General features: G+C 48.5%; 35 protein-coding genes. 31 read left to right on the plus strand and 4 right to left on the minus strand.

Annotation, left to right across the window (positions count from 1 at the left end):
- Positions 1–3 precede the first annotated feature (3 nt).
- From rplV to rplQ, 25 genes are read left to right on the plus strand one after another with little or no spacing between them, the layout of a single operon-like run.
- Complete coding sequence (gene rplV, locus BLQ16_RS02305; RefSeq protein WP_091791138.1) at positions 4–336, plus strand: 50S ribosomal protein L22; 333 nt, start codon at positions 4–6, stop codon at positions 334–336.
- A gap of 10 nt (positions 337–346) precedes the next feature.
- Entirely contained in the window at positions 347–1,015 is a 669-nt protein-coding gene (rpsC, locus tag BLQ16_RS02310) for a 30S ribosomal protein S3 (RefSeq protein WP_091791139.1), read from the plus strand.
- A 2-nt stretch (positions 1,016–1,017) separates the two neighbouring features.
- Positions 1,018–1,452 (plus strand): 50S ribosomal protein L16, encoded by a 435-nt coding sequence (gene rplP / locus BLQ16_RS02315; RefSeq protein WP_091791140.1) that lies wholly within the window; start codon positions 1,018–1,020, stop codon positions 1,450–1,452.
- Positions 1,442–1,645, plus strand: a complete 204-nt coding sequence (gene rpmC / locus BLQ16_RS02320; RefSeq protein WP_091791141.1) for a 50S ribosomal protein L29 — start codon at positions 1,442–1,444, stop codon at positions 1,643–1,645. Before rplP ends, rpmC begins: the two co-directional genes overlap by 11 nt.
- Before the next feature lie 13 nt (positions 1,646–1,658).
- Entirely contained in the window at positions 1,659–1,922 is a 264-nt protein-coding gene (gene rpsQ / locus BLQ16_RS02325; RefSeq protein WP_091791142.1) for a 30S ribosomal protein S17, read from the plus strand.
- 24 nt (positions 1,923–1,946) lie between these two features.
- Positions 1,947–2,312 carry a 50S ribosomal protein L14 gene (gene rplN, locus BLQ16_RS02330; protein WP_091791143.1) on the plus strand — a complete coding sequence of 122 codons (366 nt, stop codon included), beginning with the start codon at positions 1,947–1,949 and terminating at the stop codon, positions 2,310–2,312.
- 24 nt (positions 2,313–2,336) lie between these two features.
- The gene (gene rplX, locus BLQ16_RS02335; protein WP_091791276.1) at positions 2,337–2,645 is read left to right on the plus strand and encodes a 50S ribosomal protein L24; all 309 of its coding nucleotides are present in this window, start codon (positions 2,337–2,339) and stop codon (positions 2,643–2,645) included.
- Between the two features lie 14 nt (positions 2,646–2,659).
- Positions 2,660–3,199, plus strand: coding sequence for a 50S ribosomal protein L5 (rplE, locus tag BLQ16_RS02340; RefSeq protein ID WP_091791144.1), 540 nt, complete (start codon positions 2,660–2,662; stop codon positions 3,197–3,199).
- 14 nt (positions 3,200–3,213) lie between these two features.
- Positions 3,214–3,393, plus strand: coding sequence for a type Z 30S ribosomal protein S14 (locus BLQ16_RS02345; RefSeq protein ID WP_091791145.1), 180 nt, complete (start codon positions 3,214–3,216; stop codon positions 3,391–3,393).
- 29 nt (positions 3,394–3,422) lie between these two features.
- Entirely contained in the window at positions 3,423–3,821 is a 399-nt protein-coding gene (rpsH, locus tag BLQ16_RS02350; RefSeq protein ID WP_091791146.1) for a 30S ribosomal protein S8, read from the plus strand.
- A gap of 10 nt (positions 3,822–3,831) precedes the next feature.
- Positions 3,832–4,377: a 50S ribosomal protein L6 gene (rplF, locus tag BLQ16_RS02355; protein WP_091791147.1), complete on the plus strand. Its 546-nt coding sequence runs from the start codon at positions 3,832–3,834 to the stop codon at positions 4,375–4,377.
- Between the two features lie 21 nt (positions 4,378–4,398).
- Entirely contained in the window at positions 4,399–4,752 is a 354-nt protein-coding gene (gene rplR / locus BLQ16_RS02360) for a 50S ribosomal protein L18 (protein ID WP_091791148.1), read from the plus strand.
- Between the two features lie 18 nt (positions 4,753–4,770).
- Positions 4,771–5,280 carry a 30S ribosomal protein S5 gene (rpsE, locus tag BLQ16_RS02365; RefSeq protein WP_091791149.1) on the plus strand — a complete coding sequence of 170 codons (510 nt, stop codon included), beginning with the start codon at positions 4,771–4,773 and terminating at the stop codon, positions 5,278–5,280.
- 10 nt (positions 5,281–5,290) lie between these two features.
- Positions 5,291–5,476: a 50S ribosomal protein L30 gene (gene rpmD, locus BLQ16_RS02370; protein ID WP_091791150.1), complete on the plus strand. Its 186-nt coding sequence runs from the start codon at positions 5,291–5,293 to the stop codon at positions 5,474–5,476.
- Positions 5,477–5,493: 17 nt separating this feature from the next.
- On the plus strand, positions 5,494–5,943 hold the full coding sequence (rplO, locus tag BLQ16_RS02375; protein ID WP_091791151.1) for a 50S ribosomal protein L15: 450 nt from the start codon (positions 5,494–5,496) through the stop codon (positions 5,941–5,943).
- Complete coding sequence (gene secY, locus BLQ16_RS02380) at positions 5,943–7,193, plus strand: preprotein translocase subunit SecY (RefSeq protein ID WP_091791152.1); 1,251 nt, start codon at positions 5,943–5,945, stop codon at positions 7,191–7,193. Before rplO ends, secY begins: the two co-directional genes overlap by 1 nt.
- A gap of 16 nt (positions 7,194–7,209) precedes the next feature.
- On the plus strand, positions 7,210–7,860 hold the full coding sequence (locus tag BLQ16_RS02385; RefSeq protein WP_091791153.1) for an adenylate kinase: 651 nt from the start codon (positions 7,210–7,212) through the stop codon (positions 7,858–7,860).
- Positions 7,857–8,606 (plus strand): type I methionyl aminopeptidase, encoded by a 750-nt coding sequence (map, locus tag BLQ16_RS02390; protein WP_091791154.1) that lies wholly within the window; start codon positions 7,857–7,859, stop codon positions 8,604–8,606. The genes BLQ16_RS02385 and map overlap by 4 nt, the downstream gene beginning before the upstream one ends.
- A gap of 24 nt (positions 8,607–8,630) precedes the next feature.
- Complete coding sequence (infA, locus tag BLQ16_RS02395; RefSeq protein WP_091791155.1) at positions 8,631–8,846, plus strand: translation initiation factor IF-1; 216 nt, start codon at positions 8,631–8,633, stop codon at positions 8,844–8,846.
- Between the two features lie 23 nt (positions 8,847–8,869).
- Positions 8,870–8,983 (plus strand): 50S ribosomal protein L36, encoded by a 114-nt coding sequence (gene rpmJ / locus BLQ16_RS02400; protein WP_091791156.1) that lies wholly within the window; start codon positions 8,870–8,872, stop codon positions 8,981–8,983.
- A gap of 17 nt (positions 8,984–9,000) precedes the next feature.
- A complete protein-coding gene (gene rpsM / locus BLQ16_RS02405; protein WP_091791157.1) occupies positions 9,001–9,369 on the plus strand; it encodes a 30S ribosomal protein S13 in 369 nt (122 codons plus the stop codon).
- A gap of 14 nt (positions 9,370–9,383) precedes the next feature.
- A complete protein-coding gene (rpsK, locus tag BLQ16_RS02410) occupies positions 9,384–9,782 on the plus strand; it encodes a 30S ribosomal protein S11 (RefSeq protein ID WP_091791158.1) in 399 nt (132 codons plus the stop codon).
- A gap of 10 nt (positions 9,783–9,792) precedes the next feature.
- On the plus strand, positions 9,793–10,386 hold the full coding sequence (rpsD, locus tag BLQ16_RS02415; protein WP_091791159.1) for a 30S ribosomal protein S4: 594 nt from the start codon (positions 9,793–9,795) through the stop codon (positions 10,384–10,386).
- Positions 10,387–10,418: 32 nt separating this feature from the next.
- The gene (locus BLQ16_RS02420) at positions 10,419–11,375 is read left to right on the plus strand and encodes a DNA-directed RNA polymerase subunit alpha (RefSeq protein ID WP_091791160.1); all 957 of its coding nucleotides are present in this window, start codon (positions 10,419–10,421) and stop codon (positions 11,373–11,375) included.
- Positions 11,376–11,389: 14 nt separating this feature from the next.
- On the plus strand, positions 11,390–11,728 hold the full coding sequence (gene rplQ, locus BLQ16_RS02425) for a 50S ribosomal protein L17 (RefSeq protein WP_091791161.1): 339 nt from the start codon (positions 11,390–11,392) through the stop codon (positions 11,726–11,728).
- Between the two features lie 333 nt (positions 11,729–12,061).
- On the opposite strand, the gene BLQ16_RS02430 is transcribed toward rplQ, so the two are convergent.
- Positions 12,062–14,437, minus strand: a complete 2,376-nt coding sequence (locus BLQ16_RS02430) for an amidohydrolase family protein (RefSeq protein ID WP_091791162.1) — start codon at positions 14,435–14,437, stop codon at positions 12,062–12,064.
- 273 nt (positions 14,438–14,710) lie between these two features.
- Between BLQ16_RS02430 and BLQ16_RS02435 the strand changes: the two genes are divergently transcribed.
- Both BLQ16_RS02435 and BLQ16_RS02440 read left to right on the plus strand, forming a co-directional pair.
- Positions 14,711–15,430: a copper amine oxidase N-terminal domain-containing protein gene (locus BLQ16_RS02435; protein ID WP_091791163.1), complete on the plus strand. Its 720-nt coding sequence runs from the start codon at positions 14,711–14,713 to the stop codon at positions 15,428–15,430.
- Positions 15,431–15,509: 79 nt separating this feature from the next.
- Positions 15,510–15,893 (plus strand): hypothetical protein, encoded by a 384-nt coding sequence (locus BLQ16_RS02440; RefSeq protein ID WP_091791164.1) that lies wholly within the window; start codon positions 15,510–15,512, stop codon positions 15,891–15,893.
- Between the two features lie 108 nt (positions 15,894–16,001).
- Here BLQ16_RS02440 and BLQ16_RS02445 read toward each other — a convergent pair whose 3' ends face one another.
- Genes BLQ16_RS02445 through BLQ16_RS02455 form a run of 3 tightly spaced genes read right to left on the minus strand, consistent with a single transcriptional unit; the run spans position 16,002 to position 19,529 of the window.
- Positions 16,002–16,628 (minus strand): response regulator transcription factor, encoded by a 627-nt coding sequence (locus tag BLQ16_RS02445; RefSeq protein ID WP_091791165.1) that lies wholly within the window; start codon positions 16,626–16,628, stop codon positions 16,002–16,004.
- Positions 16,603–17,883 carry a sensor histidine kinase gene (locus tag BLQ16_RS02450; protein WP_091791166.1) on the minus strand — a complete coding sequence of 427 codons (1,281 nt, stop codon included), beginning with the start codon at positions 17,881–17,883 and terminating at the stop codon, positions 16,603–16,605. Before BLQ16_RS02450 ends, BLQ16_RS02445 begins: the two co-directional genes overlap by 26 nt.
- The gene (locus tag BLQ16_RS02455) at positions 17,880–19,529 is read right to left on the minus strand and encodes a hypothetical protein (protein ID WP_091791167.1); all 1,650 of its coding nucleotides are present in this window, start codon (positions 19,527–19,529) and stop codon (positions 17,880–17,882) included. The genes BLQ16_RS02450 and BLQ16_RS02455 overlap by 4 nt, the downstream gene beginning before the upstream one ends.
- Positions 19,530–19,902: 373 nt before the next feature.
- Between BLQ16_RS02455 and BLQ16_RS02460 the strand changes: the two genes are divergently transcribed.
- The 4 genes from BLQ16_RS02460 (at position 19,903) to BLQ16_RS02475 (ending at position 25,507) form a co-directional block, all read left to right on the plus strand.
- Positions 19,903–21,756: an S-layer homology domain-containing protein gene (locus tag BLQ16_RS02460; RefSeq protein WP_091791168.1), complete on the plus strand. Its 1,854-nt coding sequence runs from the start codon at positions 19,903–19,905 to the stop codon at positions 21,754–21,756.
- An 86-nt stretch (positions 21,757–21,842) separates the two neighbouring features.
- A complete protein-coding gene (locus BLQ16_RS02465) occupies positions 21,843–22,553 on the plus strand; it encodes a hypothetical protein (RefSeq protein WP_091791169.1) in 711 nt (236 codons plus the stop codon).
- A gap of 129 nt (positions 22,554–22,682) precedes the next feature.
- Positions 22,683–23,948 carry an SPFH domain-containing protein gene (locus tag BLQ16_RS02470; protein ID WP_091791170.1) on the plus strand — a complete coding sequence of 422 codons (1,266 nt, stop codon included), beginning with the start codon at positions 22,683–22,685 and terminating at the stop codon, positions 23,946–23,948.
- Positions 23,949–23,959: 11 nt separating this feature from the next.
- Positions 23,960–25,507, plus strand: coding sequence for a hypothetical protein (locus BLQ16_RS02475; RefSeq protein ID WP_091791171.1), 1,548 nt, complete (start codon positions 23,960–23,962; stop codon positions 25,505–25,507).
- Positions 25,508–25,727 lie beyond the last annotated feature (220 nt).

The raw sequence follows: 25,727 nt of genomic DNA on the forward strand, positions 1-25,727 counted from the left end.
TAAGTGGAAGCAAAAGCCAGTGCAAAATTTGTGCGTATTTCACCGCTGAAAGCCCGTCAGGTTGTTGACCTGATCCGTGGCAAAAGCGTTGAAGAAGCCATGATCACTTTGAAATTTACCGCTCACAAGGCCTCTCCTATTGTCGAAAAGGTGCTGAAGAGCGCCGTCGCCAATGCTGAACATAATTATGATATGAGCACGGATTCCTTGTACATTTCCTGTGCCACCGTTGACCAGGGCCCGTCCATCAAGCGCTTTAAACCGCGCGCCATGGGCCGTGCCGACGGAATTACAAAAAAGACCAGTCATATCACGATTACGGTCGCTGAGAGATAGGAGGAAAACAGTGGGTCAAAAAGTCAATCCGATTGGCATGCGCGTCGGCATCATCCGTGACTGGGATGCCAGATGGTATGCTGATGATAAAAATTATGTGGATCTTTTACATGAAGACTTTCAAATTCGCGAATTCGTCAAGAAAAAACTTTTCGAAAGTGGCGTTTCCTCCATTATTATTGAAAGAACCGGCACGACAAAAGTTAAAGTGACGATCCATACCGCAAAACCGGGCATTGTTATCGGTAAAAACGGTTCCGCCATTGAAGTCCTTCGTGCTCAACTTGAAAAAATGACCGGCAAGAGCGTATCCATCAGCGTTATGGAAGTCAAACGTCCTGAAGCCGATGCCCAACTCATTGCTGAAAGTATTGCAGAAGCCCTGGTGCGTCGTGTGGCTTTCCGCCGCGCAATCAAACAAGCCCTGCAACGTGCCGGCAAAGCCGGTGTTAAAGGCGTTAAAGTTGCCGTTAGCGGCCGTTTAGGCGGGGCAGACATTGCCCGCACCGAATGGGCGACTGAAGGCAAAGTGCCGCTGCACACCCTGCGTGCCGATATTGATTACGGCTTTTATGAAGCCGATACCACCTATGGTAAAATCGGCGTTAAAGTTTGGACCTATAAAGGTGAAATTCTCGCAGATGCGCCCGGCAATCAACGTAAAGAAGGAGGCCGGTAAGCATGTTAATGCCTAAAAGAACCAAATGGCGCCGCCCCCATCGCAGAAGCTTGAAGGGCAAAGCCCATCGCGGAACCAAGGTCACCTATGGTGAGTTCGGTCTGCAGGCCACCAGTGGCCATTGGGTAACCAGTCGCCAAATTGAAGCCGCCCGTATTGCAATGACACGTTACATTAAGCGTGGCGGTCAAGTCTGGATTAAAATTTTCCCGGACCAACCGGTTACGGCAAAGCCTGCCGAAGTCCGCATGGGTTCCGGTAAAGGGGCTCCCGACTACTGGGTGGCCATTGTTAAGCCGGGCCGTGTGATGTTTGAAATCGGCGGCGTACCGGAACATATTGCGCGTGAAGCATTGCGCTTGGCTGCCCACAAGTTGCCCCTGACTTGCAAAATCGTCAAACGTGAGGAAATGGAGGGCGATCAGAGTGAAGGCTGAAGCTTTAAGAGATCTCTCAATGGATGAGTTAAATAAAAAAGTTCTGGACCTCAAAGAAGAGCTTTTCAACCTGCGTTTCCAAATGGCAACCGGTCAGCTTGAAAATCCCATGCAGCTTAAACAGGTCCGTAAAGATATCGCCCGCGCAAAAACCGTGATTCGCGAACGCGAAATCGCCGGCGATCTTGACTGATAGGAGGTAAATAATGGCAGAACGCAATTTAAGAAAAGTCCGCTACGGTACTGTTGCCAGTGACAAGATGGACAAGACCATCGTTGTCGCCGTGGACAGCCATTCTCCCCATCCTCTGTACGGCAAAATCGCTAAACACACGAAAAAGTACAAAGTGCACGATGAAAACAACGAAGCCAAGCTTGGCGATCGGGTTAAAATTATGGAAACACGCCCCCTTTCCAAAACCAAAAGATGGCGTCTGGATTCCATCATCGAACGCGCTGACATTGTGTAGGCGTCAGTTTAGGAGGAAGGCAGAATGATTCAACAGGAAACAAGACTCAAGGTTGGCGATAACACCGGCGCTAAAGAACTCCTGTGCATTCGCGTGCTTGGTGGGACGAAGCGTCGTTACGCATCCGTTGGGGATGTCATCGTTTGCTCTGTTAAAGAAGCAACACCCGGTGGCGTGGTCAAGAAAGGCGAAGTGGTTAAAGCTGTCGTCGTTCGCACCAAGCGTGCTGTTAAGCGTGCAGATGGTTCTTATATTCGCTTTAGCGAAAATGCTGCAGTGATTATCAAGGACGATAAAGGCCCCCGCGGTACCCGTATTTTCGGGCCTGTTGCCAGAGAGCTGCGTAAAGACTTTATGAAAATCGTCTCTTTGGCACCCGAAGTGCTTTAAGCGGAGGTGAATACAGTGGGAAAAATGAGATTGAGAAAGGGCGATGAAGTCATCGTCATTTCCGGTAAAGATAAAGGTAAAACCGGTAAGATTATTAAAGTGCTGCCGGCAAAGGAACGCGTCATCGTTGAAGGCGTTGCCGTTGCAAAACGACACACCAAACCGAATCAGGCGAATCCGCAAGGTGGCATTGTTGATAAAGAAATGCCCATTCATGTATCAAATGTGATGGCCTATGATGCCAAAAATAAAAAAGGCTCCCGCATTGGTTACCGTTTTGATGAAGACGGTAAAAAAGTGCGCGTGCTGGTCAGCACCGGTCAAGAATTTTAAGAAAGGAGGACATCATGGCAAGACTTAAAGATAAGTATATGAACGAGATTGCTCCGGCCTTGGTTAAAGAGTTCGGATATGAAAACATCATGGCCATTCCTAAATTGGACAAAGTGGTCATCAACATCGGGCTGGGTGAAGCCATTGCCAACCCTAAAGCCTTAGATGCAGCGGTTGAAGACATTACCGCTATCGCCGGGCAAAAACCCGTTGTCACACGTGCAAAAAAATCCATCGCAGCTTTTAAACTGCGTGAGGATATGCCGATCGGGGTTAAAGTAACTCTGCGTGGCGACCGCATGTATGAATTTATTGATCGTCTTTTCAACATCGCTTTACCGCGTGTTCGTGACTTCCGTGGCGTATCTCCTAAGAGTTTCGACGGCCGTGGCAATTATTCACTAGGCCTGCGTGAACAGCTGATCTTCCCGGAAATCGATTTCGATAAGGTGGACAAAGTTCGCGGTATGCAAATCGCCTTTACCACCACAGCTAAAACGGATGAAGAAGGCAAGGCGCTTTTACGGGCGCTTGGCATGCCGTTTGCAGGTTAATTGGGAGGTATAAAATGGCAAAGACGTCTCAAAAAGTACGCAAAGCGCCCAAATATAAAGTTCGTGAACACAATCGTTGCAAAGTTTGTGGCCGCCCTCACGGCTATATGCGCAAATTCGGCTTATGCCGGGTCTGCTTCCGTGAACTGGCCAGCAAAGGCGAACTGCCGGGTGTTACGAAATCCAGCTGGTAAGCCCTACCCTGGAAGGAGGTCATAAATAAATGGTAATGACAGATCCCATCGCGGATTTTTTAACCCGTATCCGCAATGCAAATATGCAGCGGCATGAAAAAGTTGAAATTCCCGCTTCTAAGGTCAAGGTATCGATTGCGGAAATCCTTTTAGAAGAAGGGTTTATTAAAAATTATGACGTGACCGAAGATGGCAAGCAAGGCATTGTGACGGTGACCTTGAAATACGGCCCTGAACGTGAACACGTTATCTCCGGTCTCAAGCGCATCTCCAAACCCGGCCTGAAGGTCTATTGCAAAAAAGACAACGTTCCCAGAGTACTCGGGGGCCTTGGTGTGGCGGTAATTTCCACCAGCCACGGCATCATGACCGACCGCCAGGCGCGTAAAGACGGCCTGGGCGGCGAAGTGCTCTGCTACATCTGGTAGGAGGTGCAAAATGAGTCGAATTGGTAAACAACCGGTCGTAATCCCGGAAGGGGTTACTGTTGATATCGCTGAGGGTAATGTGGTTCACGCTAAAGGCCCGAAAGGCGAACTGACAAAGACCATGCATCCGGATATGATCCTGAGCATGGAAAACGGTGAAATCACCGTTGCTACACCTGAAAATCAGGAAAAAGCTTATGGACCGCTCTGGGGCCTCACTCGCAGCTTGGTGAACAATATGGTTCAAGGCGTCCATGACGGATACTCTAAGACCTTAATCTTAAAAGGGGTTGGGTATCGCGCCCTGGTCAACGGTAATAAATTAACCTTGAATGTGGGCTACAGCCATCCGGTTGAAATGGAAGCTCCGCAAGGGATCACCATTGAAGCTCCGGAAGCAACAAAAGTTGTCGTCTCCGGTGCAGATAAAGAACTCGTCGGCGATGTGGCCGCTGATATTCGTGCCGTGCGCTTGCCTGAACCTTACAAGGGCAAAGGGATTCGTTACGAAAATGAACATATCAAGCTTAAAGCCGGTAAGACGGGCACCAAGTAAGCCGGAAAGGAGTGACCTGTTTTGAAGAAAAATTATGATCGCAAAGCGATCCGTAACAAGAAACATAAAAGAATGCGTTTTCATCTCCAAGGCACTGCAGACCGTCCGCGCTTGTCAGTATTTCGCAGCGCCCGTCATATCTACGCACAGATCATTGACGACAGCACAGGCAGAACTTTGGTAAGCGCTTCCACCTTAAAGGCTGATATTGAGGGCCGTAAAATTGAACAGGCTCATGAAGTGGGCTTGGTCATCGGTAAAAAAGCGCTTGAACAAGGCATCACGAAAGTGGTCTTCGACCGTGGCGGCAATATTTATCATGGCCGCATTAAAGCATTGGCAGAAGGCGCGCGTGAAGCCGGACTCGAATTTTAGGCCTAAGGAGGGAAAAGCGTGAATAAAGAACTCATCAATGCAAATGAGCTCGAACTCGAAGAACGTGTCGTCACCATCAACCGTGTGGCGAAAGTCGTTAAAGGTGGTCGACGCTTCAGCTTCAGCGCCCTCGTTGTTGTTGGCAACGGCGCCGGCATTGTCGGTGTCGGCCTGGGTAAAGCCAACGAAGTGCCGGAAGCCATTCGCAAAGGCGTCGAAGATGCCAAGAAAAATTTGGTTCGCATCCCAATTGTTAAAGGGGATACCATTCCGCACAACGCCATCGGTCGTTACGGTGCAGCGCGCGTCATGCTGAAACCGGCTTCCGAAGGGACCGGGGTTATCTCCGGCGGGGCAGTTCGTGCCGTGGCTGAATTGGCAGGGATTAAGAATATTTTTGCCAAATCTCTGGGCAGCGACAACCAAATCAATATTGTTCGTGCAGCCGTCACCGGTTTGTCCGAAATGAAAAACATTCAAGACGTAGCTCGCCTGCGTGGAAAACGCATCGAAGAAATCTGGAGCTAGGAGGGTGGATATGGCCAATTTGAAAATTACCCTGAGCAAGAGCGTTATCGGCGCTTCCGCTACTCAGAAAAAAGTTGTCAAAGCGCTCGGCCTCACCAAGACCAACCACTTTGTCGTTCGTCCCGATGTGGACAGCGTGCGTGGCATGATTGGTAAGGTTAGCCACCTCGTAACTGTAGAAGAAATCGACGCGTAGTTAGGAGGTGCTGTGAAGTGAAATTACACGAATTACATCCTGCCGAAGGCAGCCGTCATAGATTAAAACGTAAAGGTCGCGGGATCGGTTCCGGTCTCGGCAAAACCTCGGGCAAGGGCCATAAAGGTCAAAAAGCTCGGTCTGGCGGCGGTAAAGGCCCCTACTTTGAAGGTGGTCAAACCCCGTTGCAACGTCGTCTGCCGAAACGTGGTTTTTCAAACTACCCCTTCCGTGTTCGTTATTCCGTTATCTCACTGTCCGACTTAACGCGCTTTGAAGCCGGCTCCGTCGTGACTCCGGATGCGTTGATTGACTGTGGACTAGTGAAACAAATGGAAAACGGAGGTGTAAAAGTCTTAGCCAACGGCGAAATCGATCGCGCTTTAACGGTGAAAGCCAATGCTTTCAGTGCAAAAGCCAAAGAAGCCATTGAGGCAGCCGGCGGTAAAGCCGAGGTGATTGAATAATGCTTGAGACGTTAAATCAGGCGGTGCGCACCCCTGAGATGCGCAAAAAGATTACCTTCACCTTGATTATGTTTTTGATTTTCCGCATTGGGACCCACATCCCGGTGCCGGGATTTGATAAGGCAGCCATTGATCAACTGGTCAACCAAGCCAAGCTTTTAGGCTTTTTTGATATCATTTCCGGGGGCGGTTTCCGCAACATCTCCATTTTTGCGATGAGTATCACCCCCTACATCAACGCATCCATCATCATGCAGTTGATGACCGTCGTTAGCCCACGGATTGAAGCCATGGCTAAAGACGACCGCAAAAAAATGGTGGAATGGACTCGTTACCTGACCGTTATCCTGGGCTTTATCCAAGCCGTCGGGATGACTTTAGGGCTTTTGCGTAGAGCCGTTATCGCTCAAGGTCCTTTTTCCCTCATTGTTATCGCCGTTACCTTTACTGCAGGGACTGCCTGCCTCATGTGGATCGGCGAACTCATTACTGAAAAAGGCATCGGCAACGGGATTTCACTCATCATCTTTGCCGGTATCGTTTCTAAGATCCCCCACGGGATCAGCACCCTTTATGAATATGTGCAAGGCGGTCCCATCCGCATCTTGTTCGTATTCTTCTTCCTGATCATTGCCTTGCTCATCATCATGGGCATTATTGTGGTCAACCAGGGTGAACGGCGTGTCCCTGTGCAATACGCCAAGCGAGTCGTTGGCCGCAAGGTTTACGGTGGTCAGTCTACCCATATTCCCATTAAAGTGAACTCTGCCGGGGTTATCCCCGTTATTTTCGCCATGAGCATTATGATGCTGCCCAGCACTGTAGCAACCTTCTTCCCAAAAAGTGCGGTTGCCAACTTTATCAGCCAAAACCTGAGTGTTAACAGCATCGGCTATAACATTTTATATGCGCTCCTCATCCTATTCTTCACCTACTTCTACAGCTCCATCACCTTCAATCCGATTGACGTCAGCGATAACATTCGCCGTAATGGCGGCTTTATCCCCGGCTTGCGTCCGGGCCGTCCCACGTCTGAATACATCATGCGTGTGATGTCGCGCATTACCTTGTTTGGCGCCATTTTCCTGGCTGCCATCGCTGTATTGCCGGCCATCATCTTCGGAGCGACCGGGATGAACCTGTACTTCGGTGGGACGTCGCTTCTCATTGTGGTCGGTGTTGCTCTGGATACCATGAAGCAAATTGAGTCCAATATGCTCATGCGCAACTATCAGGGCTTTATGAAGTAATCGGAGGGAAAGAAAAATGCAAATTTTACTCATGGGACCTCCCGGTGCCGGGAAAGGCACCCAAGCTGAATTTTTGACAGACGCTTACAAGATTCCGCATATTTCCACCGGCGATATGTTCCGCAAGGCACAGGCCGACGGGACCGCTCTAGGTCTTGAGGCCAAACGCTATATGGAAGCCGGCGATTTGGTGCCTGATGAAGTTACCATCGGCATTGTTCGCGAACGTCTTGCCGAAGCCGATTGCAAAAAAGGCTTCCTCTTAGACGGCTTTCCGCGGACCGTTGCCCAAGCGGAAGCCCTTAAGGGCATCTTAAGCGACCTGAATATGCAGCTCGATGCCGCATTAAACATCGACGTTGCTGAAGAAGAGCTGATCAAACGGCTGACCGGCCGTCGCATTTGCAAAACATGCGGCGCCACCTATCACACCGTTTTCAACCCACCGCAAAAAGCGGATGTGTGTGATAAAGATGGCGGTCCCTTATACCAACGTAAAGACGATACCGTTGAAACGGCAAAAAACCGTTTGTCCGTCTATACCGGTCAAACCCAGCCGCTGATTGACTACTACCAAAAAGAAGGCGTTTTGGTAGCAATCAACGGTCAACAAGACGTTTCTGCCGTTACTGCGGATATTAAAAAAGCTCTTGAGGTCTGCCGATGATCACCATCAAATCCGAACGCGAAATTGCGCTCATGCGTGAAGCCGGCCGCATTGTGGCTGAGACACACGCCCTTTTGCGCGAATCCTTAAAGCCCGGCATCAGCACCCTTGAATTGGATACCATTGCCGAACAATACATTCGCAGCAAGGGTGCCGTACCGTCCTTTAAGAATTACAACGGCTTTCCCGGCAGCATCTGTGCCTCCATTAACGAGGTGGTCGTTCACGGTATTCCAAGTGAAGACATCATCGTCCAAGACGGCGATATCATCAGCTTTGATGTTGGCGCCATCTTAGACGGCTATCATGGCGATGCGGCAAGAACTGTTCCATGCGGAAATGTCGATCAAGACGCCCTGGACCTTATTGAGGTCACCCGTGCGTCATTAGATGAAGGATTGAAGTTTGCCCGTGAAGGCTACCGCTTGTCGGATATCGGGCACGCCATTCAGGCCTACTGTGAAAGCCGCGGCTACGGCGTGGTTCGCGATTATTGCGGCCACGGCATTGGCACCAGTATGCATGAAGACCCGCAGATTCCCAATTATGGGCGTCCGGGACGTGGCGTGCGCCTCAAAGAAGGCATGTGCCTGGCCATAGAGCCGATGATTACCGAAGGCACTTGGGAAGTGACCGTCCAGTCTGACGGCTGGACCGTTATAACCAAGGACGGCAAACGAGCCGCTCATCATGAGAACACCATCGCCTTAACGGCTGACGGACCCGTTATCTTAACGGCGCTATGATTGTCAAAGCAAAGGAGGCAATCCATGAGTAAAGACGTCATCGAAGTTCAAGGAACTGTCCTTGAAGCTTTACCCAACGCCATGTTTCAAGTGGAACTTGAAAACGGGCACACGGTATTGGCGCATATCAGCGGCAAAATCCGCATGAACTTTATAAAAATCCTTCCGGGGGACCGGGTAACTGTGGAGCTTTCTCCTTACGACCTATCTCGCGGTCGGATCACCTACCGTTTCAAATAGACCGACTCCAAGGAGGTTCCTATATGAAAGTGAGAGCATCTGTAAAACCGATGTGTGAAAAATGCAAGATCATCAAACGCAAAGGTCGCGTAATGGTCATCTGCAACAATAAAAAACACAAACAAGTCCAAGGCTAAGTGCTGGAGGTGCAAATATGGCAAGAATTTCAGGTGTCGACCTGCCCAGAGACAAACGCATTGTTGTAGGGCTCACCTATATTTACGGCATTGGTCGTTCCACTGCCAACCAAATCATCGCGCAAACCGGCATCAATCCCGATGTACGTGTGCGCGACTTAACCGATGAAGATGAAGCAAAACTGCGCGAAGCCGTCTCCGAACTTACCGTTGAAGGGGACTTGCGTCGTGAAACCAACTTAAATATCAAACGTTTGACGGAAATCGGCTGCTATCGCGGCATTCGTCATCGTAAAGGCCTGCCGGTGCGCGGTCAAAAAACCAAAACCAATGCACGGACCCGCAAGGGTAAAGTGCGTACAGCTGCCGGTAAACGTAAAAAGTAAAGGGGTGAAGTCAGTTGGCTAAACAACAGAGAAGAAGTTCTCGCGGACGTCGCAAAGACCGCAAAACAGTTGAACGCGGCGTAGCGCATATCAAGAGTTCTTTTAATAACACCATTGTCACCATCAGCGACACCCAAGGCAATGCCCTGAGCTGGGCATCCGCCGGCGGCATGGGCTTCCGCGGCTCCAGAAAGAGCACACCCTTTGCTGCACAAGTTGCCGCTGAAACCGCTGCAAAAGCCGCCATGGAATACGGCTTAAAAGAAATTGAATGCATGGTCAAAGGCCCCGGCTCCGGCCGTGAAGCCGCCATTCGTGCCCTGCAGGCAGCAGGTCTCGAAGTCAGCATGATTAAGGACGTCACCCCGATTCCGCACAACGGTTGCCGTCCGCCGAAACGCAGAAGAGTGTAAGGAGGTTAAGATGGCAAGAAACAGAGAACCCATCGTTAAGCGTTGCCGCGCTCTGGGGATTTCCCCGGCCTATCTGGGCTACAGCAAATCCTCCAAACGCGTTCCGTCACGTGGCCGCAAAAAATTGAGCGAATACGGCATGCAGCTGCAAGAAAAGCAAAAAGCTAAATTTATCTATGGGGTTATGGAAAAACCGTTCATCAACTACTACAAAAAAGCCAATCGTATGAGCGGCATGACCGGTGAAAACCTCATCATTCTCTTGGAAAAACGTTTGGACAACATCGTCTGGCGTGCCGGCTTTGCCAAAACTCGCCGGGAAGCCCGTCAAATGGTTGTACACAATCATTTCACCGTCAACGGCAAAAAAGCCAATATTCCTTCCATGGAAATGTCCGTCGGCGACGTGATTGAACTCAAAGACAAGAGCGCCCAATCTCCTCACTTTAAAGCACATGTGGACGCACTCGGTGTCGTAGCACCGCCGGCTTGGCTTCAATTAGATACCAATAACCGTTCCGTAGCGGTTGTTGCAGAGCCGACCCGTGAAGAAATCGACATTCCTGTTGATGAACAGATGATCGTCGAGCTCTACAGCAAGTAATAGAGCGGGCATCTTGCACTGGAGGTCAGTACATGATTGAATTTGACAAGTTTGGAATCGAAGAACGCAAAACACCTGAGTCCGGCGATTGCTATGGCGAATTTGTCATTGAACCGTTGGAACACGGTTTCGGCGTCACCCTAGGCAACGCCCTCAGACGTATTTTGCTCTCCTCTATTCCGGGAGCTGCCGTCACTTCTGTCAAAATTGACGGTGTCCTACACGAATTTTCGACGGTGCCCGGTGTCAAGGAAGACGTTGCCGAAATCATTTTAAACATCAAGCAGCTGGCTTTAAAATGTGACCACGATGAAGCTCAGACCATCATCATTAACGCCACAGAAGAAGGCGAAGTGACCGGTGCTGACATTCTCACGACAGAAGCCGTGGAAGTAATCAATAAAGATTTACACATCGCCACCATGGACAAAGACAGCCGCCTGTACATTGAAATGGTCGTTGAAACCGGCAACGGATATGTGTCTGCTGAAAAGAACAAGAGCAAAAACGATGAATTGCCCATTGGGACCATTCCCATCGATTCCATCTATACGCCGGTGCACAAAGTGAATTTTTCCGTCGAGGATACCCGTGTTGGCCAGGATACTGAAAAAGATCGCCTGATGCTCACCATTGGCACCAACGGCAACCTAACGCCGACAGAAGCCTTATCGTGGGCAGCACGCATCTTAACCGACCACCTTGAGCCGTTCATAAAGCTCAAAGAGGGCATGGAAGATACGGCCATCATGATTGAAAAAGAAGAAGAAGAGAAAGACAAAGTGCTGGACATGACCATTGAAGAGCTGGATCTCTCCGTGCGCAGCTACAACTGCCTCAAGCGAGCCGGCATCAATACAGTCCTTGAACTGACGCAAAAAACCAAGGATGAAATGATGAAAGTCAGAAACCTGGGTAAAAAATCGTTAGAAGAAGTGACTGAAAAAATGGGCGCACTTGGCCTCTCTCTCAAATCCAATGATGAGTAAAAGGAGGTTCGGGAATGAATCATAGAAAAATCGGAACCGATATATCCCACCGTCGCGCCATCCTGCGCAATATGACCACCAGCGTTTTAGAAAACGGTCGTGTTGAAACCACCGTGCCTAAAGCCAAAGAAGTGCGTCGTCAGGTGGAAAAAATGATCACCCTCGGTAAAAAAGGCGACTTGGCTGCTTATCGTAAAGCCATGGCCTACCTGACCGATGAAGACGTGGTCCAGAAACTCTTTAAAGAAATCGCCCCGGGCTATGAAGATCGCAATGGTGGTTATACCCGTGTTTTAAAAAGCGGATTCCGCCGCGGTGATGCAGCGCCCTTGGCCATTATCGAACTGGTGTAACATACGCATGGCACCCTGAGGTGTCAGGCGTCTACATAAAAAGCCGTCCCTTTAGGGGCGGCTTTTTTGCGCCTATCGGCAAGGTCTGTTTGGCGCTTTTTTATACCATTTGCGGACTTTTTTAATAGAGGGGTGTAAGGTTTTAGGATTCTTTTACTCTTCGAATTAAGTGATTTATGTAATAAAAATCTACACAGCAATTTTTTTGTAATTCTGTTATTGGTAAAGCATAGGGAAGACTTATAATAATAGCCAAAGATCCACCTCATTTTTTGAGATGGGTCTTTGGCTATTTGAAGATTACTTTGTATGGATTTTTCTGCCGGATACAAACTATTTTTCTAATCTATCCAGGTAGCGATTGGTCATCACAACCCATTGAGCACGAGTGACCGGCCCTTGCGGGGCAAGATATTTTGTATCCATGCCTTTCAGAAGTTCAGATTGAAGGGCCCACTCGACCGAAGCTTTTGCCCAAGGAGAGGGAGTATCAACAAAAGTGGGTGCCTTTATTGCTGCAATAGAAAAGTTTGCCTTTTGAGCTTGGTAGTAATTGGCTAGAAGAGCTGCCGCTTCTTCTCGAGTTAAAGTTGCCTGTGGCGAAAACTGGTTTTGTCCTGTGCCATTAGCAACCCCTGTTGCTTTAGCCCAGGAAACAGGTGCGGCATACCAATCCCCAGGCTTGACATCTTTAAAAGAATTGTCTTGGCTGACGTCAGGTTGATTAGCCATACGATATAAAATACTTACGGCCATAGCCCTAGTCATTGTCTCATCTGGAGCGAAGCGGTCTGATGTTAGGCCGGAAATCCGTTTTTCTTGGCTGGCGCGACAGATGTCTTTAGCTGCCCAATGTCCTTTTACATCTTTAAAGTTTGTTTCAGGTGATTTGGTACTGGTAAAGAGATTATCAGGATCGTAGATGGGATTTCCGTTTACAATCGTAGCTTTGACAGGAATATCTTTGATTTTGGACGGATCGATTTTTAAGGGGTTGGCTCCCAAGATGGTTAGATCGGCCCGTTTTCCCACCTCTATAGAACCCGCCACTTTGTCTTCACCATTATCGTAAGCAGCATCTAGCGTCAGGGCTTTGAGAGCCTCAGCCGGTGTAAGTCGTTGGTCTACAGAACGGTATTTGCTCCCTTTATCATAGGTCGTGGTAAAAATATCGCGACCGGTATAAGACTGACGCGTTACAGCGGTTTGCAACATCAGGAGAGGGTCAACAGGGAATACTGGTGCATCGCTGTGGAGGCTAAAGCGTAGATTTTGGTTAACGGCATCCCGAGTTGGGCTCATACGTGCAGCTCGCTCCGGACCAAAATAGATATCCCAATGGCGATCTCCAAGAAAATAAGGGTGCATAATCAAAAAGGAAGGGATTGCTCCAATACGGGCCATTCGTTCATACTGTTCTTCTCTAGAAAACTGACTATGAATCACTACGTGGCGCATCGGTGCCGAAGGCTTGCGCAAAGTACCATCTTTGACACCTTGATAGACAGCTTCATAGGCATCAAGAAGATCATCAATAGCCGCATCTCCATTAGCATGAATATAAATTCGATTGATGCCTTTTTGGTGGGCGTTCACAACAAGTTCAATAAGTTTTTCTCTGGGCATTCTTGGATAAGCTTTCCAGCTTTCTTCATATTCCCCTGGTGTATAATAGGGATCGGTTAGATAGGCCGTTCTTAATTGCGGAGAGCCATCCTCGAAAGCTTTCATCCCTCCAATAGCAATCATATTATTTTCCCCAGTATATTTTGTCATCTCGCTACCATTTTTAACGGTTTTCATTAGAGATGAGAGATCATCTACCTCATTGAAGTTAAACCAATAATTTACGTGTTGCTTTACATAGCCGTTTTTAACAGCATCAAGGTAAAGATTATACCACTTGAGACCATTACCTTCATTCACGGTAGTGATGCCGGCCTTTGCATAGATATCGCTGGCAACGGCTAGCGCGTCAAGTTGATCCTGATGAGTAGGTGATGGAACAAGTTTAAACACAAGGTTCATGGCGCTTTCCCAAAGCTGGCCGTTGGGATTACCGTCTTTATCTCGACCAATTTGCCCTCCTTCTGGATCTGGAGTGTCTTTGGTAATTCCAGCCATTTCTAGAGCTTTGTGATTAACTACTGCATTATGACCAGAAAAATGTGTGATATAGATGGGGTTAGTGGTGGAAGCCTTATCTAAATCATCAGCTGTTGGATGACGCTTTTCGACCATTTCACCATCATCATACCGACTTCCTATAATCCATTCCTCGGGATTTGATATCTCAGCCTTGCTTTTTAAGGCGGAGACCAGTTTATCCATATTATTAATGTTACCGATGGGAGGGGCATTGAGTCCGACTTGAGTATGTCGTTCTGCGCCAGTTTTATAGAAATGGCTATGGGCATCATAGAAGCCAGGAATCAGCGTATTTCCCTTTAAATCAATAATTCGTGCTTGAGAACCAGCTTTGGCTTCCAAATCAGCTAGGTTTCCGACAGCAATAATCTTGTCTCCTTGGCAGAGAACAGCTTCAGCTGTTGGTTGCTGGTTGTTGACAGTAATGATGTCACCACCCTTATAAAGTGTTAGGTCACTGCTAGGAGCAGCTGCTGCAGTGCCGGGAAGGCTGACACTAAGCACAAGGGTAAGGCTGAGAAAAAAGGCGGCAAGCTTTTTCCATCTTTGCTTTTTCGTCATAATTGTCCTCCTTAACAGATGCTAGTTTTATGGGTACTCTAATCAAAGAATATCGTAATAAAAAGAAAGTGTCAAGTATATTTTGATTTTTCTAACAATTATTAATGAAAAATTTTTAAAATAAAGGGCCAATATCATTCTTTTGGGTGATGTGGACCCTAAAAAAATAAGATAAACTTTATAAAAAATAGCCTTGTGGTTGCAGAAAAATTTCGCCTTATTTTTAGGATGGCTGCGGCGGGGATTTTAATTTCATGAAAGGAGGGAAAAAGGGTGAAAAGACGATTGACGAAGGTATTCGTGTTCTTTATGGCATTGGCCTTTTGCCTACCAAGCTATTGCTATGCTGTGGAGATTAACATTAACGGCCAATGTCTAGCCACGGACACAGAACCGGTGATAGAAAATTCACGGGTCTTTGTTCCGGCTCGGGTTATTGCAGAAAATTTGGGGGCAAGTGTTGCCTACAATGCACAAGACAGGACCGTCGATATGGACAGGGGGGATACACATATCCATATCACCATCGGCAGCCCGGATCTTTGGTTTTCTGACAAAGAAAAGTCCGGCCCCATCAGCTTAGACACGCCGGCATTTATAAAAAATAACCGGACCATGTTGCCGGTTCGGGCTATATCTGAACTGTTCGGTATGCAAGTTGATTGGGATGCGCCAACGCAAACCGTACTGATATGGGAGAATGCCCCTAGCCAGGTGCTTAGAATTGATGGGAACCCTGTAGGGGACGAAGTCGTACAGCGGTTAACCAAGATGGGCGTGATACCATCCAGTGAGTATTTTACAGAAGCCTCTTATATGACAACAACAGTTCCACCGGACCAAGAAGAAGAGGGCTATTTTGTTACCGTGAGAAGAACCAACCCCTATGACAATAACTTGGTCGAGTTGGTCGGTCACTATTTTATCAATTTTCAGGGGACCCTTTTCATGAAGTATAATGTTGAATCGGATATATTCGAGGTCATTTGTTAGCCAGGGGGCCTGGCCACCAGCTGGCCTAGGCAGGCAGAGGCCCGGCATCTATTTGAAAAGAGAATAGGAGGAAGTTATCATGAAGAAATTCTATCCAAGTCAAATCGTTGTTATTGTTGTAGCTGTTTTAGTTTGTATTTCTACGGTTGTTCCGGCAGCTGAAATTTTAGGCCAAGAGATGAATTTACTTATGCCGGGCGGAGACGTTGGGGCAGGGGTATTTTTGATGGCCTTGTCCATCCTAGCCGGTGTGATGGCTCTTTTTAAACGGAAAGTTTTATGCCTAATTTTTGCAATTCTTAATTTGGTCATTGCCTTCACCCAATATGCTTCCCTTTCCGATTACCTGGATTTTGTGACCGCCGGTTTTTATCTTATGATGGTCAGCAGCTTTTTATTGGTCTTTGCCGCCATCTTCTTGATGGTCCAAGTGCCTAAAAAATCAAAGGTAAAAGATCAGTGAGCAAATAGAAGGGGAGCAAAAGGAAGAAGGACATAGAAAAATCCGCAGGCGGTGTGCCTGCGGATTTTTCTATGGGCATCGATTGCTGTCACCGGTCACTGAATGGGCTTACTCATCTTCAATGACCAGGCCGCTTAGCCGGGCTTGAATGGCCAATTGGGTCCGGCTCTTAAAGCCGGTTTTTTGCATGAGGTGCTGGATATGGGTTTTTACCGTGTTTGAAGAGATGACCATCTTTTCGGCAATTTCTTCATTGACGGCGCCGGTGGTCAGAAAGCGAAGCACTTGAATTTCTTTCGGGGTAAATTCAGTCGACTTGGCCAGCCCCAACTGGACAACCGGGGTTTCTTCCGGGTAGATGGATTCACCGGCCAGGGTTCGCTCTATAATGTTTAAAATGCTTTCTTCAGAGGCTTCTTTGTACCAGAAACTTTCGATACCGATGGCTTTGGCCTTCTCCATCCAGGAGACTTCAGGCATGCTGGTGACGGCAATAATTTTAATCTGGGGGTTGATCTTTTTTATTTTTTCAGCCGCTTCCAGGCCGTTAGAGGTATCTTGCATGAGAATATCCATAATAATCAGGTCCGGCTTGGCTTTTAAGATATAGGTGTCCGCAAACATGGCGGTATCAAGGCTGTAGATGACCTCATAATTTGGTGACCGGTCAATGTAAAGCTCAAACATTTGCCGGGAAACGGACTGGTCATCAACGATCATGATTTTGTAGCTCATGGTAGCCTCCTTTCAGATAGTAAAAGGCCAGCTGAAATTGCGGACGGGTTGTAATGCTCATCTTTCCGCCAAGCAGATTCAGGCGATGGCGAATATTTTTCAAACCGCCTTTTTCGGCAATGGTCTCAGGGGTCGGTTTACCGTCGTTTCGAATTTTACCGTAAACGGTGGATTCGTCTTCAGATAGGTCAACCCAGAGGTTTTTGGCTTCGCCGTGCCGAATGGCGTTATTTAAGGCTTCATGAACAATATCCACTAAGATATCCTGGTCTTTTTCATCTTCAGGCAAATGGCCTGAGACCTGTATGGTAACGCCAATATCTTGCGCTGCCGTCTGAAGTTTTTCCCAGGCACTGGTCCCGCCGGTGGGCCTTTTCTGGTCGAACATCAGCAAGCTTTCTTTCCAGAGGGTGACCAGTTTTTCTCGGTCTTCTTTACTTTTTTGGGGCATTTTTAAATACCGGCAAAGAAAGATTAAAGATTGGCCGATTCGGTCGTGGATGTGGATTTTTGCCTGCAAGACTTCTTTTTGTTGGGTGTATTCCGCTATCTTTTTTTTGTAAGCCTTTAGGTTGGCGTTTAAGCAGCGGATCTGGTCGTTCTTCTCTTCAATCTCCTGCACCATAGCCCATTCCTGGGTGATGTTATAGGCAACGGTTTCTTTAACCTCATCGTAATCCAGGATGCTAATCAGCCATACCTTGTTCTCCGCCTTGATGACCAGGGGGCTTTCATTCAGGACCTCCACCATCGGCCGGATTTTTCGCTCTTGAATGTAGGAGGCGCAGGCAAGGTCGTTGGCCAGCATTTTGCCAAAGACATCGTAGCTGATTTGCTGCATTTGCTTGTTGACCAGGAGGGGGGTCCCATCTTTTTTTGAAAAACAGATGCCATCCGGCAGGTTGTCCATCGTTTCTTTAATGGCATTCCTGCCCAGGGTCCTTCGCTTGACGGCCTTTATTTTTTGAAACAAGAAGAGGTCTCCGACAAAAACAGCCAGCAGGAGGAGCGATAATAGGGATGGCGAAAGGAAGTCAAAGACCAGGTAAAGCTGGCCCCTTTCGGTTGCCAGGTCGGTAAGGGTTTGGGCGCTGAAGAAGCTCAGGCATAGAAAACACATGCTGAGAAAGAAGGCGCTGTTTTTTATATTTAAGCGCAGCATTTCCAGGAAGAAGGACAGGTTCAGGGTCAGCAAAAAGAGGCTCGCGGAAAATAGAAGAGCCAGGTCGGCGCGACTTAGGTCCATCAGTGTCATAGGCCTTGCTCCTTTTTTAGGTAGACATCCCAGCGGATTGACCCGGTCATGGGTTTTTCTTCTATGATCAGGCCTTCATTTTCCATCTGACCTTCCAAAAGGGTCAGCAGAGAGCTAATCCTTTTAGCATCCAGCTGAATGGATAGGTGAAGGGTTTCCGCTGATTCGCCGACATCGATAAAGATTGCCCTCATCAGGGGCAGGTAATTTTCTAAGATAATCTGGAAGACCCCGTAGAGATCCAGCCCTTTCCTGGCGTCAATGGTATCGGTCGCTTGCCAATGGAGGCAGGTGTCAATGTCGTTCAGCTTAACATACTCCAGGGACTCTAAAAAGGCCAGGCGGACTTCCGATAGGGGGAGGGTATCCTTATTTTTCGCCATTAAGAATAAGTTGGAATAGCGCTTAATAAAAACCTGTACCACGGCAGCCCTTTTGAAGGCCTCTTCAAAAGCAGCCTCGTCTTCAGGCAGGTGGTTGATAATGGGCTCTAATTGCTCAAAAGCCGGGCGCAATTTTTCTTGGAGAATTTTTCGCAGGGCCTCCTGCTCTTGAACACGGGCCAGGTCTTCTTGCAATTTATTTTCGGCAGCCAGAAGAACATTTTCAGAATGAATGCTTTCCTGCAAGCTTAGCAATTGTGCCTTTAAGGCGTTAAAGTCCGTCAGGTCGATAAACCAAAAGGCCCGCCCGCCGCTGATGGGGGCACTGTCCATGAGGGTGTCCTGGTCTAAGTGCAAGGGCTTTTCTGCGGCGCTTTCTACCTGATCTGGGCTCACCCTGGGGCCACCGGTTTTTAAGAAGATATGCCCGGCCTGGTCCATAATGCCCATATTTAAGGCCGAGAGGGACCAAAAGCTTTCATAATCCCGGTTGGACGGGAGCAGCCGCATTAAGACCAGGGATTCAATGAAGGCGAGAATGATTAAGATGTTAAACTCTGTGCTTGGAAAGGCGATTCGGAAGGTAAAAAAAGCCGGCCAGTCGATGATGTAGAGACCGGTGTAGATGCCCCAAATGACCATAATCACTACCGGAGGAATTGCCGCCACCCGGCGGTTGTTTTCTAGGGAGAGGATGACCGTATGGGCCAGGGCTGACAGCATGAAAATGCCAATAAGGCTTACCGCGATAAAAAAGAATAAGCGGTAACGGCTTATGCCATGGAGGTCCGGACGGAAAAACAGATGGTGGCGGTTATTGGTCAAAATCATGACGATTGTTGCAGTGACAGGCAGGTAGAGCAGTTTCCAGCGCCGGTCAAGTTCTTCATGTTCAGACTTGCCCACGTGCAGGGCGATAGAGAAAATCAACAAGGCGATGTTCAGGGTGAAAAAATAGTAAGAATACCTTGCCAGTTGGTGGCCCGTGGAGCCAACAAGGAAGATGTCGTACTTTAAAGTATGTATGCCGATGTAGCCGATGAGGAAAAGGGCGATGTAGTTGAACTTCTTCCGCAGAGAATTTTGCAAAAGCCGTCCGTTCATGTTTTTCAGCCACAGCAAGATAAGCAGGGCATAGAGGGAAAAGATCAGCGTGTTCACAGAAAAATTCATATAGCCGACATGGTCCAGCATATGGAGAGTACTGGCAGATAAGATCAGTGCGATGCACAAAAGATAATTTTTTCGTTCGGCCTTTGACATAATGCCACCTCTTTCCTAAAGAGAGCCTTCTTCTGGCCTCCTGCCTGCCCTTGTGGCAGGCCAATATACCCTTATTATATCATCGGGAGGGCGGGAAAGGCCATACCATGGGGGCCTTTTTGTGAATCGTCCATTAGAAATCAAAAAAAACAAGCGGAAATCAAAAAAAATTACGAAAAATTAACCAAATATCACCCGTTTAGGTGATGTGGACCAGGTCATAAAAAGGTACACTAGCCTCAGAAGCAGGAGTGGCCTATAAAAAATATCCTTTGCTGGAGGATAAGGGCAAGAGGACAAGCGAGGGGGGGGAACCTTATTGAAGGAAAAACAAGAAAGTGTTGCCATTATTTTATAGAAAGAGGGATTTAAGATGAAAAAGAAGATTAAAAAATGGCTGGGCCTGGTCTTGGCCCTGGCCCTGGTGGTTGGGAGCCTCCCGGTAGCCCCCCTGCCGGTTTATGCAGGCAGCGACGCCGTCAATACCTTGGACAAGGATAAGTTTCACGAAAAAGTGCCTTGTGGCATGGCAGCGAAGATTTCCTTCGGTAAAAAAAGTCGGAAGAGCTCGGATGCCACTATTGACCTTGGGGATGTCAGCCAGGCCTCAATAGGTGGTCAAATCCATGCTTATAGTAATAGCGATTGGACCGACGTTTGGGTGGTCCATGAAGAGGATGGCACCATCGTTTTTCCGGAAAATTGCAGGCAGCTATTTTCCGGCGAAGCGGATAGTAACTATAAGCAATTAAGGAATGTTTTCTTTTATGAAGTCGATACAAGTCAAGTCAAATATATGATTCAGATGTTTTATAAATGCAGTCTGCTGGAAAAGCTGGACCTGACCGCCTTTAATACCGGCCGGGTAGAAGATATGAGTTACATGTTTTATGATTGCGATCGCTTAGTTGACTTGGATTTAAGCTCTTTTGATACCAGAAATGCGTATATGATCAATATGTTCAGTGGCTGCTCTCACTTGAGCACCATCAAGGTTTCCCCGGCCTTTCAGGTCAATAAAATGCAGGCGGGAAGCCCCATATTTGAAAATTGCGTACAATTAAAGGGTGGTCAAGGAACGCCCTATAATCCGATGCATACGGATAAAAGCTATGCCAGAATTGACGGTGGCCCCGCTGCTCCCGGTTACTTTACCCGTGGAACAGCTAGCCCCAAGCCGCCTGCTGATCCTCAGATGACAGGGCCGGATGAGGCGCTGACCCTTGCACCGATTACGGAAGGGGATAAGACCATCAGTGGTACAGGCAAACCGGGTAAGACGATTACAGTAACGGGGCAGGATGGCAGCCTGATTGGCACAGCCACCGTTAATGGAGAGGGCAAGTGGTCCCTGGCCCTGCCGGAAGGGCAAGAGCTGACAGCCGGCACGATTGTTACAGCCATTTCAGCAGTTTTGGTTGGTGGATCTGATGGTATATTGGCTGGTAGATATGATGATATATATCCTGATTCAACTGAAGCCAAAGTTCAAGCCAAGCCGGTTACCCCGCCTGAGCCTCAACCGGACAATCCGCCGATACCGGCGAAGCCATCTTTAGAGGATCTGAATACGGAAGACCACTACCAATACCTAATCGGCTACCCGGACGGCAGTTTTGCCCCGGACCGCAGTATGACCCGGGCGGAAGTGGCCACCATGTTTACCCGGCTCTTAAAAGACCGCCCTGTCCCTGGTCAACACTACTACGCCGGCTTTAATGACGTTGATGGCAGGGCCTGGTATGCCGATACGGTCGGCTATGCGGTCAGAAAAGGCATTGTCAGCGGTTATCCTGACGGGTCGTTCAGACCCAACCAAGCCATTACCCGGGCAGAGTTTTCTTCCATTGCTTCCCGTTTTGCCCAATTGACCCTTGAAAAGAATTTGTTTTTTACAGACCTGCCCCCCAGCCACTGGGGCTATAAGGCCGTTCGTTTGGCGGCCAGCAATGGTTGGATCTTCGGCTATCCGGATAATACCTTCCGGCCGGAAAGAGCCATTACCCGGGCAGAAGTGACCTCTATTACCAACCGGATGCTGAATCGTCACGCCGATCTTAACTGGATGGATGCTCATCCGGCCAATGTCTTCTCCTTCACCGATGTCGCCCGCCAGGCCTGGTTCTATGAACCGGTTATGGAAGCCGCTATGGGGCATGACTTTACCCGTGATGCAGACGGGACAAGGGAACATTGGACAGGTGTCAATGAGGGGACCTTTATCTAAAATCGGATTCCCTTGTGCTGCCGGCGCTTATCTTGCGGAAATTTGTTAAGTAAGATACCTTTCCCAAGGACTGAAAGGAGTCATATATGAAAAAGCTGGTCAGTTTAACCCTTGCCCTGATGCTCATCACCCTGGTGGCCTGCAGTTCGGACGCCGGCGACAGCAAGTCCAGCCTTGTGTCCGATCCCCTTGGCGATTGGAACCGTCTGGTTGAAGAAGGGAAAACAACAGAAGATATGGTTGTCAACGGTGATATGGTCGTTGGTGAAGGCCCCCTGGGCCCGGGCGTCTATGATATGGAAGTTTTAAGCCTTAACGGGCATGTGGCCAATTTAAAGGGCACGCGACAAGAAGGGTATAATATGCCCTTGCGCTATATCATTACCGTTCCGGAAAATTCCATGAGTTATCCGTCAAAGTTAAGACTCATCCTCTTTAAGGGGGATACCTTGAACTTCAACAAAGAAGCGACGGTTAAATTTACCGCTGTTCCTAAAAAAGTAGACATGACAAAGGAATTGGGCATGGGTCATTTTATTGTCGGTAGGGATATTCAAGCCGGCCACTATAAACTGGATACCAATGTTGCCCTGGATCCAACCTATGGCAGCCTGGGTTGGGAAGTTTACCACTATTCCGCTAAAACGGGGGAAGAAAGTGAGTATGCGTTCAACCCTGACAATCCAAATGTCGACCTGGACATCAAGGATGGCGATGTTCTTACGACCATATTGGATACCGACAGTGAAGAGACAGCTGCCAATGATGCAAAACTGATCTTTAATCAAGTCCAGTAAAGGAATCTTAAAGCCTTCCCCGGACTGCCGGCGGGCCGGTCCCTTTAACAATGAACCGGGCTGGCCCTGCCGGCAGAAGGAGATGGTGGTTTGACCTGGACAGGTAAGCTTATGAGGAGGAAAAAAATTATGGGATTTTTACAAGCATTTTCAGGGGCCCTCGGTGGCACGCTGGCTGACCAGTGGAAAGACTTCTATGGACCCATGCCGGGTGTGCCGGCTACAGCGGCTGTTTTCCCCGGCGCACCGATGGGGGTCAATAATGGCAGAGGGGCCAACAGCAAGGGCAACGACAACATCATTACCAACGGCAGCAAGGTCATTGTCCCGGAAGGAACCGCCCTTGTCACCATTCAAGATGGCGCTGTTACCAACCTCATTACCCAGGTGGGCGGCTATGAATTTAAGTCAGATGATCCGAATGCCAAGTCAATCTTTACCGGGGACGGGCCGATGGAGGCTCTGGTTAAGTCTTCTTGGGAAAAATTCAAGTTCGGAGGCGCCCCGGCGACCAACCAACTGCTCTTCTATGTCAACTTAAAAGAAATTCCCAACAACCGGTTCGGGACCCAATCGGAAATCTACTGGGATGACGCCTTTTTCGGCACCCAGGTTGGCGCAGTTACCAGGGGGACCTATACCCTTCGGGTAATTGACCCGATCTTATTCATTAAAAATTTTGTACCGGTGCGTTATTTGATTTCAGATGCGGAAGCCTTTGATTTTCAAGATATGGACAATGACGCCGCCGAGCAGCTCTTTAATGAAGTGGTTGGCAGCCTTTCGGCAGCTTTTTCAAAGTACACCAATGACCCGAGCATGGGCAACCGGATGAGCAAGATTCAAGGCGACCAAATCGGCTTTGCCCAGTCCTTATCTGCTGCTGTAGAAGAAGGCTACCAGTGGAAGACGTCCCGGGGGCTTGAAATCATCAAAACCGCCATTCTTTCGATTGAATACGATGAAGACACCAAGGCCCTCATGTCCGATGTCAAAAAAGCAGATGCCCTATCAGGTTCTCGCGGCAATGCCTTCTTCCAACAGGCGGCCGCCCGCGGCATGCAGTCTGCCGGTGAAAACGGCGGAGGGGCCAATATGGCCTTTATGGGCATGGGGATGAACGCCGCCGGCAGTATGATGAACGGGATGCAACAGCCACAGGGTCCCAATTCCTATCAACCGAATTTCGGCGGCCAAGCCGGCGCGCCAAACCAGCAAGCTCCCAGCCAGCAACCGGTCAACCAGCAACCGCAGGCGCAGCCGCAATCGCAAGGAGCCGGACAGGCAGCAGTGGACCCAACGGCTAAGCTGATTGAAATGAAAAAATTGTTGGATGCAGGGGTCATTACCCAGGAAGAATTTAATAAGATAAAGTTTGACTTATTGGGCTTGTAGGGGTGGTTACCATGAATGAAAAGGGATTAGACCAAGCAAGAGATGACAGCATCCAGATTAGGGATCCTGAAAATAGTCTTGAGAATGGGCAAATCAAGTGTCCCCAGTGTGGCGCCACAGACATTCAGATGAATCCTAAGACGGGTCATCTCCGCTGTAATTTTTGCCGTCATGAATTTGACGTAGACTTGGCCGAAGAGGATGCAGACATCAGCAGCCTGGAGGGCACTTCTGCAGGCAGTGGCGCCAGCGATATCAGTGAAGACGCCGACAATATGATGACGCTAAAGTGCCAAAGCTGTGGGGCGGAAGTCGTTATCGATACGGCTTCTTCTGTCCAGGCCCGGTGTCACTGGTGCAGGAACACCCTGTCCCTCAACCAGCAGGTTCCCAACGGGGCCGTGCCGGACGTCCTGCTTCCCTTCCAAGTTCAAAAACAGGATGCCAAAGAAGAAATTGAGAACTTTGTCCAGAAGAGGAAGTTTTTTGCCCATCCAACATTCACCAAAGAATTTACCACCGACAATATTTGTGGCGTTTATTTTCCTTACATGCTTGTCGATGTCAACGGCCATATGAAACTTTCCGGTAAAGGTGAAATTAAGACAAGAACCCGCACGATCAAGAAAGACGATAAGGAATACACCGTTTATGACGCCGATCTTTACCAGGTGGACAGAGAGTTCGATATTTTTATAGACGACCTCTCCATAGAAGCCAGCAGTGATAAGCTGGACTATTCCGCAAAGGATAAAACCACCAATATCATCAACGCCATCATGCCCTTTGATACGGAAAACTGCGTTAAATTCAATGCAAACTACCTTAAGGGCTACACCTCGGAAAAAAGAGATACCAACATAGGCCTTCTCAAAAAAGCCACCGATGCCCAAAGCTCCGATGTGGCCAGGCTGGCCGCCAAAGAAACCCTTACCGCCTATGACAGAGGCGTCAAATGGGAAGAAGAAGACTTCACCGTCAAGGGGGATTCCTGGAAAGCCGCCTATCTGCCGGTTTGGCTTTACAGCTATATGGAGAAGAAGGACTCTAAAAATCTGCTGCACTATGTGGCCGTTAACGCGCGAACCCTGGAAACCATGGGCAGCGTTCCGATTAATTTTACCAAGCTGTTCTTTTGTGCCGTCCTTGTAGAAATTGTCAGCCTCATTGGGGCCTTAATCCTTAATCTTGTCGCCGGGTGGGATACTTTTAACGGCACGAGTTTTCAAGAGTATAAGAACGCCTATTGGCTCCTCCTCGTATCGGGCCCTATATTTTACTATACGATCTATATGAGGTATCGCAATTCAGATGCCAGACACGTTTATGAGCTGGAAACCAAGCATGAAATGTCCAACCTTGTGAAAGAAGACAAGTTCATCAAAAGCGAATACGGCCTGAGAGAAGAGACCATTATAGGTGAGAACAGCAGCGCGCTTAAGGGCAATCGGCTGGACTTCAGCCAAGATAAGGTCCTTAATAAAGCCCTTAAGAAAGGCATTGATTTAAACGAAGCCATCAAAAACAAAGACCGATTGGACCGGATGGATAAAGATTAATAACGGCGGTCCAAAAGCTGGTGGGGTCTGGCCCAGGAGGGCCCTTCAAGACCGGGTGCAGATGGGAAACCTTTATCAGTTGGTCATAGGGCCTTATCATGAAAGACCCCCAAATCAAGAAAACCGGGTAAGCAAATCCTGCTTGCCCGGTTTTCTTGTCCGGTCTGGGCCTTCCGGCTCAGCATTTACAGCAGGTGACCGGCGGGAATGCCTTTAATGC

The organism is Peptococcus niger (genome assembly GCF_900101835.1).
In the GTDB taxonomy this organism is placed as follows: domain Bacteria; phylum Bacillota; class Peptococcia; order Peptococcales; family Peptococcaceae; genus Peptococcus; species Peptococcus niger.